This is a genomic window from Rhizobium leguminosarum (assembly GCF_010668065.1).
GTDB lineage: Bacteria > Pseudomonadota > Alphaproteobacteria > Rhizobiales > Rhizobiaceae > Rhizobium > Rhizobium leguminosarum_S.
Window position 1 is genome coordinate 33,424 of the sequence record NZ_WUEN01000005.1, and the last position, 12,317, is coordinate 45,740.

Here is a 12,317-nt window from a genome sequence, read left to right on the forward strand (position 1 = left end):
TCAGAATGACCATCAGACAAGCCATGGTACTGGCCGCGGGTCTCGGAACCCGCATGCGCCCGATCACCGACAAGATCCCGAAGCCGCTGGTGAAGATCGACGGCAAGCCGATGATCGACTACGCGCTGGATTCGCTGGTGGCGGCCGGCGTCGAACGCGCCGTCGTCAACGTTCACCATCACGCCGACCAGATGCTCGACCATCTCGGGAATTATCGCGGCCTCGACATCGTCATATCGGACGAGCGGGACGCACTGATGAATTCCGGCGGCGGCCTGGCGAAGGGGCTGAGGCTGCTTAACCGCGACAATATCTTCGTCATGAATGCCGATCTCTTCTGGATCGGCGAACAGCCGGGGCGGCCGACGAACCTGGAACGCTTAGCCGGATTCTTCGATGCCAAACGCATGGATATGGCGCTGCTTTGCGTCGGGATCGAGGATACGACGGGTCACAATGGCAAGAACGACTTCAGTCTTGCGTCCGATGGCCGGCTGACGCGTTATCGCGACGATCCGTCCAATCCCGTCGTCTATGCCGGCGCGATCGCCATGAACCCGTCGCTGTTCGACGATGCGCCGAAGGATGCCTTCAACCTCAATATCTATTTCGACAAGGCGATCGCACGTGGACGGCTTTTCGGCATGGTGCTCGAAGGCCATTGGCTGACGGTCGGCACGCCGGAGGCAATCGGCGAGGCGGAGGAAACGATCCGGCGATTGCGGACGTTTGCTTAAGCCATGGCGGAGCGGCACCAGCCACGCATCCTGACGATCCCGGCGGGCCTCTCCTTCCTGAAAACGCTGGCGACGACAGTTTGCGACGGCCGATTGACGCCGATTTTCCGGCACGACGCCGATGATCCGCTATCGCTTGCCAAAGTCACGATCTACCTGCCGACCCGGCGCGCCGTGCGTGTACTGCGGTCCGAATTCGTCGACCTGCTCGGCGGCCGCTCGGCGATCCTCCCCGTCATCCGTCCGCTCGGCGAAACCGATGACGATAGTGGCTATTTCGACGAGGCGCTGCCGGCAACGATCGATCTCGCCCAGCCGCTGTCGAATACCGCCCGCCTGCTGGAGCTGGCGCGCCTGATCCTTGCCTGGCGAAACAAGCTGCCGGAGATCGTCCGCCACATTCACTCGGACTCGCCGCTCGTCGCGCCGGCAAGCCCGGCGGATGCGATCTGGCTCGCCCGCAATCTTGCCGAGCTGATCGATTCCATCGAGACCGAGGATCTCGACTGGTCGGAGCTGTCTAAACTCGATACCGGCGATTATGCCGCCTGGTGGCAGCTGACGGCGGAGTTCCTGCAGATCGCCAGTGCCTTCTGGCCCGAGCGGCTTTCCGAACTCGGCAAATCCTCGCCGGCGCGGCACAGAAACGCCATTCTCCGGGCCGAAGCAGGCCGGCTTTCGGCGACGAAACCCGCGGGACCGATCATCATCGCCGGTTCGACGGGTTCCGTTCCCGCCACCGCCGATCTCATCGCCGCCGTCGCCCATCTGCCGGAAGGCGTGATCGTGCTTCCGGGCCTCGATCTCTCCATGCCCGAAAAGCACTGGCAGATGGTCGCGCCGGAACCGGCGCCCGGCCAACATGCCAATCCGGCAAGCCGGAGCCATCCGCAATATGGTCTGTCGTTGCTGCTCAAGCGGCTGAAGCTGACGCGAGCCGACGTCACGCTCCTCGACAGACCGGAGGCCGATATTGACCGGCGCGCCGAAATCCTGTCGCGGGCCCTTGCTCCGGCGGAGGCGACCAGTGACTGGGGAGCTTGGAAAACCGACCTGCCGGCAGGCGCGCTGTCTTCGGCCTTCTCTGATGTCTCGCTGATTGAAGCCGCCAATGAGCGCGAGGAAGCAACCGCGATTGCCATCGCGCTCCGGCTGGCGCTGGAAAGACCGGGACAGGACAGCGAGAGCCGGGCAGCCCTCATCACTCCGGACCGCAATCTCGCTCGGCGGGTGATGGCCGAGCTTTCCCGCTTCGGCATCCTCGCCGACGATTCGGCGGGCACACCGCTTTCGGCCATGCCGCAGGGCACCTTGCTGCAATTGCTGCTGGAAGCAGCGCTGCGGCCGGGCGATCCGGTGGGGATCGTCTCGCTGCTCAAACATCCGCTTGCCCGCTTCGGCCTGGAGCGCGGTGCATTGATTTCCGCTACCGAGGCGCTCGAGCTGCTGGCACTGCGCGGCGGCGTGGCAGAGGTGGATATCAGCACGCTGGAACCGCTGCTCAGGCACCAACTTGCCGAACAGGCCCTGGACAGGCACGCGCCGCAATGGCGAAAAGCGCTTTCGCCTGAGGCCGCCGACGCCGCATACGACCTTGCCCGCCGGGTCGCACAAGCGACCGAGCCGCTGGCTTCGGCGCTGATGCGGCATCGGCCGGAAGATCGTGGAAGAACCGCGCGCTTCACATTGTCCGAATGGGCGGAGCGCACCGGCCGTTCGCTTGAAGCGGTCGCAGTCGATCCGCAAGGCAATCTCGCTGATCTCTGGTCGAACGAAGCGGGAGATGCCCTCGCCGCCCTGCTCGGTGAAGTGATCGATACGGACGGCCAGATGGAGGCCGACGGACCGCAATGGATCGACATCATGGCAGCCCTTGCCGCCGGTCATGCGGTGAAGCCACGGGCGCTCAGCCATCCCCGCCTCTTCATCTTCGGCACGTTGGAAGCCCGCCTGCAGAGCGTCGATACGTTGATCCTCGGCGGCCTGAACGAAGGCACTTGGCCGGGACAGACCGCCAACAATCCCTTCATTCCGCGAATGATGAAGACGGAAATCGGCCTCGAGCCGCCGGAGCGGCGCATCGGCCAGCTGGCACATGATTTCGAGATGGCAAACGGCACATGCCATCTGATCTATTCGCGCGCGCTGCGCCAGGGCTCGACGCCGACCGTTGCCTCGCGTTGGCTGCAGCGGCTGCTGGCGCTCGGCGGAGAGGCGTTCGAAGCGGAATTGAGCGCTCGCGGTGATCGGTTTCTCCAATGGGCCGCTCTCATCGATCGAGGAGAGGTCCAAGCGCCGGCGCAACGCCCCACGCCGAAACCGCCGCTGGCGCTGCAGCCGAAATCCTATTCCTTCAGCGAAGTCGGCCGGCTGCGCCGAGATCCCTATGCCATCTATGCCCGTCGCATCCTGCGGCTCGACCCCGTCGACCCGTTCAATCGCGATCCAGGGGCGGCCGAACGCGGGACGCTCTACCACAAGATCATCGACCGGTTCATCCGCGAAGCCCATATCGCCGGCACGCCGGATGCGGCAGCGGCGATGGAGCACGTCCTTTCCGAGCTTTTCGACATGGAAAAGCTGCCACCGCATATCGATGCCGTGTGGCGGCCGCGTTTTCGCGCGGTGGCCCGCGCCTTCCTCGAATGGGAGGCTGGACGCCGGCATGGCATCCTGAAAACGCTGACGGAGGTACGGGGCGGTATGGAGCTGGAGCCGATCAATATCCGGCTCACCGGCGTTGCAGACCGGATCGACATAACAGGACCACACTCGGCCGACATCATCGACTACAAGACTGGCTACAATCCCTCGCCGGCGCAGGCACGCGTGCTTCTCGATCCCCAGCTTGCGCTTGAAGCGTCGGCGTTGAGCGCCGGCGCTTTTCGCGATGCCGGCAGCCTCGTGCCGCAGGACCTTCTCTATGTACGTCTGCGTCCGGGAAGCCGCTTTCAAGTCGATACCGTCAACAACGAGAGCTCGGCCCGCAGCGACAAGGCGAAATCGGCGATGGATCTCGCCGCCGAATCGATCGACCAGCTGGTCAAATTCGTGGGGTTGCTGCAATCCAGCGAAAGAGGCTTTACCTCGCGGCTGATCCCGGCCCAGCAATTCGATTTCGGCGGCGACTACGATCATCTTGCCCGCGTCTCCGAATGGTCGACGGCCGAAACCGAAGAGGGCGGTGATGAGTGATGTGACCGCCCTTCCCAACGATGACGATCCGGGCGCCTGGATCGGCTGGACGACGATCCAGCAGGCGATTGCCTCCGATCCGCTGCGTTCAGCATGGGTCTCGGCCAATGCCGGTTCCGGCAAGACGCATGTGCTGACACAGCGCGTCATCCGGCTGCTGCTATCAGGCGCGCGGCCTTCCGCCATTTTATGCCTCACCTACACCAAGGCCGCGGCTTCGGAAATGTCGAACCGCGTCTTCGAACGGCTGGCGGAATGGGTGGTGCTTGACGATGAGGACCTCGGCCGGCGCATCACACAGATCGAAGGCACGGCTCCCGACGGACTGAAGCTTGCCGAGGCACGCCGGCTGTTTGCCAAGGCGCTGGAGACACCCGGCGGACTGAAGATCCAGACGATCCATGCCTTTTGCGAGGCACTGCTGCATCAGTTCCCGCTGGAAGCCAACGTTGCCGGGCATTTCTCGGTTCTCGACGATCGCGCGGCGGTGGCGCTGCTTTCCGATGCGCGCCGGGCGCTGCTGACGGCAACCGCGCCTGACGAAGACAGCGCCCTTGCCGAGGCATTCGCCTACGTGCTCAATCTCGGCGACGAATCCGGGCTGGAGAACCTGCTCGGCGACATCGTCGCCAACCGCAATGCCATTCGTCGTTTCACCGCGACGGCCGAACAGCAAGGAGGTGTGGAGAAGGTCCTGCGCAAAAGGCTCGGCCTTGCCGTCGGCGACACGGAAGACAGAATCGCAGCGCAATATTGGCCTTTGCCGGAGCTTTCGGGCGGTACGCTGGAGCTTTATCTTTCGCTTGCCGACCAGAAGGGCGGTGCGAAGGCGCAGGAGGTTGCCTATGGCCTCAGGCTCGCCGGGCGGGAGCCCGATGACGCAAGGCGCGCGCAATTTCTCGAGAAAATCTTTCTGACCGTGAAGGGCGAGCCCAAGGCGGACTCGCAATTCTTCGTCAAGGCCATGCTTGCCGAGGCACCGCAGCTGGCGGAGGCCATCGCCATTGCCCGCGCGCATGTCGCAGCAAGCCGCGACCGGCTGAAACTGATGCGGATGTACGGCGCCACACATGCAGCGCTCGTGCTCGCCGATCGGCTGAATCACGACTATGAGGAGTTGAAGAAGCAGCGCAGCCAGCTCGACTTCGAGGATCTGATCACCCGCACCGCCGACCTGCTGACAAAAAGTGGCGTCGGCCCCTGGATCCACTACAAGCTCGATCGCGGCATCGATCATATCCTCGTCGACGAGGCGCAGGATACCAGCCCGATCCAGTGGAGCGTCATCCAGTCGCTCGCCGAAGATTTCTTCTCCGGCGAAAGCGCCCGGCCGATCGTGCGCACGCTTTTTGCCGTCGGCGACGAAAAGCAGTCGATCTATTCCTTCCAGGGGGCAAGGCCCGAGCGTTTTTCTGAGGAGAGCGACCGGACGCGGCGGCGCGTTTCCGATAGCGGGCAGAGTTTTTCCTCCGTGCGGCTGCCGCTGTCGTTCCGCTCGACCGCCGACGTGCTCGAGGCGGTCGACCACATTTTCAAGACACCCGAGAACGCGCGCGGCCTCAGCGCGCTCGGCGAACCGGTCGTGCATCGTTCCAGCCGCATCGGACATCCCGGCGCCGTCGATCTCTGGGAGATGGTTGCGCCGGAAGCGGTGGTGAAGGAGGAGGACTGGACGGCGCCCTTCGATGCGACGCCGGAAAGTGCGCCGGCCGCGATCCTCGCACGGCGGATCGCCCATTCGATCGGCACGCTTGTCGGCCGCGAAACGATCGTCGACAAAGGCAAGGAGCGCCTGATCGAGGCCGGCGACATCCTGGTGCTGGTGCGCAAGCGCGACGCCTTCGTCAATGCGTTGACACGCGCGTTGAAGCGTCGCGGCGATATTCCGGTCGCCGGTGCGGACAGGCTGGTGCTGACCAGCCATATCGCCGTGCAGGATCTGCTGGCGCTCGGCCGTTTCCTGCTTCTGCCGGAAGACGATCTTTCGCTCGCCGCCGTGCTCAAGAGCCCGCTTTTCGATCTCTCCGAGGACGACATCTTTGCGATCGCCGCATTGCGCGGCGACAGTGAAAGCGTCTGGAGCCATCTCAAAAGCTTCGCCGCCGATGGCACCGAACGTTTTCGCGCTGCCGTCGAGAGGCTCGAGCTGTTTCTCCGGCAGTCCAGGAGCCTGTCGGTTCACGATTTCTATGCGCGCGTGCTGGGCAGCTATGGCGGGCGGCGGCAATTCCTTGCCCGCCTCGGCACCGAAGTCAGCGATATCCTCGACGAATTCCTGACCTTCACGCTCGACCATGAGAGCTCCGGCCTTCCCGGGCTGCAATCCTTCATCTCGACGCTGGAGCTCGAAGCCCTGGTAATGAAGCGCGAGCAGGACAAGGGGCGCAACGAGGTGCGGATCATGACGGTGCATGCCTCCAAGGGTCTTGAAGCACCGATCGTTTTCCTTGTCGACGGCGGTTCGAAGGCCTTCACCCATACCCATCTGCCGAAGCTTCGCCTGATCGAGACCAGCCCCGACGAGCCGCCGATGTCCGTCTGGGTTCCTGTCTCCGATCTCGCCAATTCGCTGACCCAGGACGATGCCGCGCGTATCCAGATGCTGGCGGAAGAGGAATATCGCCGGTTGCTCTATGTCGCCATGACGCGTGCCGCCGACCGGCTGGTCGTCTGCGGCTATCGTGGCGTGCGTGTGAACAACGACACCTGGCATATGATGATTTCGACGGCACTGCGAGACGACCATCCGCATGTGGAGGCGACCACATTCTCCGGTCCCGATGGGGAGTGGCCGGGCATCAAATGGCGCGTGCCGCGGGTGGAACGAAGCTTCGAGCGTATCGATCGCAGCCAAGAGCGCGGCAGCGAGGAGACCTTGCCGGACGGCCTGTTGCGGCCATTGCCGCCGCAGGCTGAGCTGCCCCGGCCGCTCAGCCCTTCCGGCGCCGGGACGATCATCGATGAAGACGAGGGCGGTCTGCTGGTCGTCTCGCCGCTGTTCGGCGAAAAGGAGCGCAGCGATCGTTCGCTGGAAAAAGGCAGGCTGATCCATCGCATGCTGCAGGCACTTCCCGAAATTCCACTTGGCGAACGGCCTGATGCGGCGAGCCGCTATGCTGAACGGGCAGCTCGATTCTGGCCGGAAGCCGAACGGCGCAAGCTTGTCGATTCGGTTCTGAAACTATTGGACGAGGAAGGCCTGCAGGCTGTCCTCGGTGCGCAGGCCCAACCCGAGGTCTCGATCATGGGAACATTGACGCTCGAAGATCGGCGCTATGCCGTCTCCGGCCGCATCGACCGGCTTGCCGTCCTTGCCGATCGCGTCGTCATTCTCGACTACAAGACCAATCGGGTGCCGCCGACAACGGAAGAAGCTATCCCCTTCGCGCACCGGGCGCAGCTGGCGATCTATCGCGAGATCCTGACGCCGCTCTATCCTGATAAGCGTATCGATTGCATGCTTGTCTATACCGAGAACGCCTCGCTCTTCACGCTGAGCGAAAAGGCGCTCGGTTTGGCGCTTGCAGCGGTCAAGACAAAGTGAAATACCGGACATTGAAAATTCGGCACCGCACCATCACATGTGGTTCAACACCCAATTCCGTTAAAGGAGCAGCCCATGGCTACCGTGAAAGTCGATATCAATAACTTCCAGTCGGAAGTTCTGGAATCCGCAGAACCCGTCGTGGTCGATTTCTGGGCCGAATGGTGCGGCCCGTGCAAGATGATTGCTCCGAGCCTCGAAGAAATCGCCGTCGAGATGGAAGGCAAGGTCAAGGTCGCCAAGCTGAATATCGATGAGAACCCGGAACTCGCTGCACAGTTCGGTGTGCGCTCCATTCCGACCCTTGCAATCTTCAAGGGCGGCGAAGTTGCCGATATCTCGGTCGGAGCAAAGCCGAAGACGGCCCTTTCGAACTGGATTTCGAGCGCTGCCTGATTGATATCGACGAAGTTATTTCACATTGACGAAAAAGCCCGGCTCGACCGGGCTTTTTCATTTCGCAGCCTTCATTTCGGCGGCGTGCCGTTGTCGGCAAGCACGTCACCGACGAGATAGAGAGAGCCGCCGACCAGGATGCGCGGCGGCAATGCCTCCGGATCGAGAACAGCTTTTATCGCTTCCAGCGCATCGCCGACCGTCAACATCGGTTCGGCAACCAAACCGGCATCATAAGCGGCATTTGACAATATCACGGGATCGATCATCGCTTCGCTGCCGCGGATCGGCACGCAGAAAACCTTCTCGACCAGGCCGGTAAAGGCCTTGAAATAGCCGACCGGATCCTTGGTACTGATCATGCCGGTAATCAGGAAAAGCGGCCGAGACTGGCGTTCCTCGAAATTGGCCATGGCTTCGGCGATCACTTCACCGGCACCGGGATTATGCCCGCCATCGATCCAGATCTCGGCGCCGGCCGGCGCATGCGACAGCAGCCGGCCCTCGCTCAGACGCTGCAGCCGGCCCGGCCATTCGACCGAACTCATCGCCTTTTCCATCATCGTCTCGGTGACGGTGAAACCCGCCGCCTTGACGGCACGAATGGCGGCGGCGGCATTGGCATATTGATGGCGGCCGGGAAGGCGCGGCAGCGGCAGGTCGGCAAGGCCGAACTCGTCCTGGTAGACGAGCCGGCCATATTCCTCATGCGCCATGAAATCCTGCCCGAAGACGGTGCTCGGGCAATGCAGCCGTTCGGCCGTCGACATCAGCACGTCGAGTGCGGCGTCATATTCCTGATGACCGATGACAACGGGAAATCCCGGCTTCATGATGCCAGCCTTTTCGGCCGCGATCAGCTCGACCCTGTCGCCGAGATAGGGCTGGTGATCCAGCGAAATCGGCATGATCACCGAGACGGCCGGATCGGAAATGACATTGGTGGCGTCGAACCGGCCGCCGAGACCGACTTCGATGATCGCGGCATCGGCCGGATGTTCGGAAAACAGGATGAAGGTGACCGCCGTCAGGATTTCGAAGACAGTGATGTGCTGTCCTGCATTGGCATCGGCCACGCGACGCACGGCCTCGGCAAAGACGGCGTCGTCGACAAGCTGTCCGCGTCCGCCCTTGACGCCGATGCGATAACGCTCGTGCCAATTGACGAGATGCGGCGAGGTGTGGACATGGGCGCTGTAGCCGCCGGCTTCGAGCAGGGCGCGGCAGAAGGCGGTGACCGACCCCTTGCCATTGGTGCCGGCGACATGGATCACCGGCGGCAGTTTCCTGTGCGGATTGCCGAGCACATCGAGAAGACGGGTGATGCGATCGAGAGACAGATCAAAACCCTTGGGATGCAATCCCATGAGCTTGTCGATCTCCTGCGCTGCCTCACTCACCGCGGTTTGGCCTCTGGGTATCAATTCGGCACCCCGCCTGCTTGTCGGTTATCAGGCGCTCGCCGCCAGGGCAATCGCGCCGCCATTGATGTCGTTCGCTGCCGAAACCGGCTTCTTCGTCAGGATCTTCAAGAGGCGCGCCAGCGTTTCCGGAATATCGTGACGTTTGATGACCATATCGACCATACCATGCTCCAGCAGGTATTCGGAGGTCTGGAAGCCTTCGGGCAGTTTTTCACGCAACGTCTGTTCGATCACGCGCTTGCCGGCAAAGCCGATTTCGGCGCCGGGCTCGGCCAGATGAATATCGCCAAGCATGGCATAGGAGGCCGTGACGCCACCCGTCGTCGGATTGGTCAGCACGACGATATAGGGCTGGCCGGATTCTTTCAGCATGTCTACGGCAACGGTCGTGCGCGGCAGCTGCATCAGCGACAGGATGCCTTCCTGCATGCGTGCCCCGCCGGAAGCGGGGAACATCACCAACGGGCACTTTTCAGACGTCGCACGCTCGAAAGCCTTGACGATCGCCTCGCCGGCGGCCATGCCGAGCGAACCGCCGATAAAGTTGAATTCGTGCACAACGGCCACGAGTTTCAGTCCCTGCACCTTTCCGACACCGGCGAGGATCGTATCCTCTTGTTCGGTCTTCAGGCGGCTGTCGCGCAGGCGATCGCTATATTTCTTCGAATCGCGGAACTTCAGCGGATCCTGCGCGACCTTCGGCTGCGGCAGCGATTCGAACTCGCCATTGTCGAAAAGATCGATAAGGCGCGCTTTGGCCGGCATCTTCATGTGATAACCGGACGCCGGAATGACCCATTTGTTGCCTTCCAGGTCCTTGTGGAAGACCATCTCGCCCGTTTCCGGGCACTTGATCCAGAGGTTCTCCGGCACTTCGCGACGGCCCAGCATGGAATTGATCCGCGGGCGAACGTAGTTGGTGATCCAGTTCAACTCGAATACTCCTGATAAACTTTTTCCAGTGTGGGCAAACTATTCGGCAGCAACAAGGCGCGCCGAACGTGTTCCCGTGGAAAGGCCGCGCACCAGCGTGGCAACCGCCTGAACGGTGTCCGCCGTTGCCTTTCCGTCATGCGTCAAGCTGGTCGCAACCTGATTGACGATCGCGGTGCCGACGACGACGCCGTCGGCCGAACCGCCGATGACCTTTGCGTGTTCCGCCGTCTTGACGCCGAAGCCGACGCAGACGGGCAGCTTGGTATGCTGCTTGATACGCTCGACCGCGCCCGAAACCAGCGCCGAACCGGTAATGCCATTCATGGAGACGTAGTAGACGAAGCCTGAAGTGTTCTTCAGTACCTTCGGCAGGCGCTTCTCATCCGTCGTCGGCGTCGCCAGGCGGATGAAATTGATGCCTTTGCGGATGGCCGGAATGCAGAGTTCGTCATCCATCTCGGGCGGCAGGTCGACGACGATCAGGCCGTCGATGCCGGCGGCGAGCGCGTCGTCGAGGAATTTCTCGACGCCGTAAATATAGATCGGGTTGTAGTAACCCATCATCACGATCGGCGTCGCATCATTGGTCTTGCGGAAATCGGCCGCCAGCTGCAGCGTCTTCTTCAGCGTCTGGCCGCCTTTCAGGGCGCGCTGGCCGGCCAGCTGGATCGCCGGGCCGTCGGCCATCGGATCGGAAAAGGGCATGCCGAGCTCGATAATGTCGGAGCCTGCCTCCGGCAGCGCCTTCATGATGCCGAGCGAGGTGTCGTAATCGGGATCGCCGCCCATGAAATAGGTCACAAGCGCCGGACGGCCCTCGGCCTTCAGCTCGGCAAAGCGTTTGTCCATGCGTGCGGTCATGTCTTACAGTCCCATTCCCAGAATCTTAGCGACGGTGAAGATATCCTTGTCGCCGCGGCCGGAGAGGTTCATCAGGATGATCTCGTCCTTGCCCATCGTCGGCGCGCGTTTGATCACCTCGGCAATCGCGTGCGAGGGCTCGAGCGCCGGGATGATGCCTTCGAGGCGGGTCAGGGTCTGGAAAGCTTCGAGCGCTTCGTGATCCATGATCGGCACATAGTCGACACGGCCGGTATCGTTCAGCCAGGAATGTTCGGGGCCGATGCCGGGATAATCGAGACCGGCCGAAATCGAATGGCCTTCCTTGATCTGACCGTCGCCGTCCTGCAGCAGGTAGGTGCGGTTGCCGTGCAGCACGCCCGGCGAACCGGCAGTGATCGAGGCGCAATGTTCGTCGCCCTGCAGGCCCTTGCCGCCGGCTTCGACGCCGACGATCTTGACAGAGGGATCATCCAGGAAAGGATGGAAAATGCCGATGGCGTTCGAACCGCCGCCGACGGCAGCGATGACGAGATCCGGAAGACGGCCTTCGGCTGCCAGCATCTGCTCTTTCGCTTCGATGCCGATCACCGACTGGAAATCGCGGACCATCTCCGGATAGGGATGCGGACCGGCTGCCGTTCCGATCAGGTAGTAGGTATCCTCGACATTGGTGACCCAGTCGCGAAGCGCCTCGTTCATGGCGTCCTTCAGCGTGCCGCTGCCCGCCGTAACCGGCTTGACTTCCGCGCCGAGCAGCTTCATGCGGAAAACATTCGGCGCCTGACGCTCGACGTCGGTGGCGCCCATATAGACAACGCAGGGAAGGCCAAAGCGGGCGGCAACGGTCGCGGAGGCGACGCCGTGCTGGCCGGCACCGGTTTCGGCGATGATGCGGGTCTTGCCCATGCGCTTGGCGAGCAGGATCTGGCCGATGCAGTTGTTAATCTTGTGCGAGCCGGTATGGTTCAGCTCTTCGCGCTTGAAATAGATCTTGGCGCCGCCGAGTTCGGCCGTCAGCCGCTCGGCGAAATAGAGCGGGCTCGGGCGGCCGATATAATGCGCGCCGAGATGCTTCAATTCGGCCTGGAATGCCGGATCGTTCTTTGCCCTGTTCCACTCGTCCTGCAGGTCGAGGATCAGCGGCATCAGCGTTTCGGCGACGAAACGACCGCCATAAATGCCGAAACGGCCATCTTCATCGGGGCCGGAACGGAAGGAATTCGGTTTAGGCGTCTCGTTCAC

The 12,317-nt window shown here is 62.4% G+C and carries 8 protein-coding genes; 4 read left to right on the top strand and 4 right to left on the bottom strand.

Translation table 11 applies throughout. The annotated features are described in order from the left end of the window. The first annotated feature begins 5 nt into the window (after window positions 1-5). The 4 genes from GR198_RS15520 (at window position 6) to trxA (ending at window position 7,872) form a co-directional block, all read left to right on the top strand. Window positions 6-737, top strand: coding sequence for a nucleotidyltransferase family protein (locus tag GR198_RS15520; protein ID WP_164069212.1), 732 nt, complete (start codon window positions 6-8; stop codon window positions 735-737). Window positions 738-740: 3 nt separating this feature from the next. Beyond that, entirely contained in the window at window positions 741-3,932 is a 3,192-nt protein-coding gene (gene addB, locus GR198_RS15525; protein ID WP_164069213.1) for a double-strand break repair protein AddB, read from the top strand. Further along, entirely contained in the window at window positions 3,925-7,476 is a 3,552-nt protein-coding gene (gene addA, locus GR198_RS15530) for a double-strand break repair helicase AddA (RefSeq protein ID WP_164069214.1), read from the top strand. Before addB ends, addA begins: the two co-directional genes overlap by 8 nt. A 75-nt stretch (window positions 7,477-7,551) precedes the next feature. Beyond that, complete coding sequence (gene trxA / locus GR198_RS15535; RefSeq protein ID WP_003544118.1) at window positions 7,552-7,872, top strand: thioredoxin; 321 nt, start codon at window positions 7,552-7,554, stop codon at window positions 7,870-7,872. Between the two features lie 71 nt (window positions 7,873-7,943). On the opposite strand, the gene GR198_RS15540 is transcribed toward trxA, so the two are convergent. From GR198_RS15540 to trpB, 4 genes are read right to left on the bottom strand one after another with little or no spacing between them, the layout of a single operon-like run. After that, a complete protein-coding gene (locus GR198_RS15540) occupies window positions 7,944-9,296 on the bottom strand; it encodes a bifunctional folylpolyglutamate synthase/dihydrofolate synthase (protein ID WP_204337137.1) in 1,353 nt (450 codons plus the stop codon). Window positions 9,297-9,323: 27 nt separating this feature from the next. Beyond that, window positions 9,324-10,229, bottom strand: a complete 906-nt coding sequence (gene accD, locus GR198_RS15545; RefSeq protein WP_164050392.1) for an acetyl-CoA carboxylase, carboxyltransferase subunit beta — start codon at window positions 10,227-10,229, stop codon at window positions 9,324-9,326. Window positions 10,230-10,268: 39 nt separating this feature from the next. Then, window positions 10,269-11,093 carry a tryptophan synthase subunit alpha gene (gene trpA, locus GR198_RS15550; protein ID WP_164069215.1) on the bottom strand — a complete coding sequence of 275 codons (825 nt, stop codon included), beginning with the start codon at window positions 11,091-11,093 and terminating at the stop codon, window positions 10,269-10,271. A gap of 3 nt (window positions 11,094-11,096) precedes the next feature. Further along, the gene (trpB, locus tag GR198_RS15555; protein WP_164025935.1) at window positions 11,097-12,317 is read right to left on the bottom strand and encodes a tryptophan synthase subunit beta; all 1,221 of its coding nucleotides are present in this window, start codon (window positions 12,315-12,317) and stop codon (window positions 11,097-11,099) included.

Bases quoted from the DNA above. Each gene is read 5' to 3' on its own strand.
- GR198_RS15520 (WP_164069212.1), top strand. From the start codon at position 6: ATGACCATCAGACAAGCCATGGTACTGGCCGCGGGTCTCGGAACCCGC.
- addB (WP_164069213.1), top strand. From the start codon at position 741: ATGGCGGAGCGGCACCAGCCACGCATCCTGACGATCCCGGCGGGCCTC.
- addA (WP_164069214.1), top strand. From the start codon at position 3,925: ATGAGTGATGTGACCGCCCTTCCCAACGATGACGATCCGGGCGCCTGG.
- trxA (WP_003544118.1), top strand. From the start codon at position 7,552: ATGGCTACCGTGAAAGTCGATATCAATAACTTCCAGTCGGAAGTTCTG.
- trpA (WP_164069215.1), bottom strand. From the start codon at position 11,093: ATGACCGCACGCATGGACAAACGCTTTGCCGAGCTGAAGGCCGAGGGC.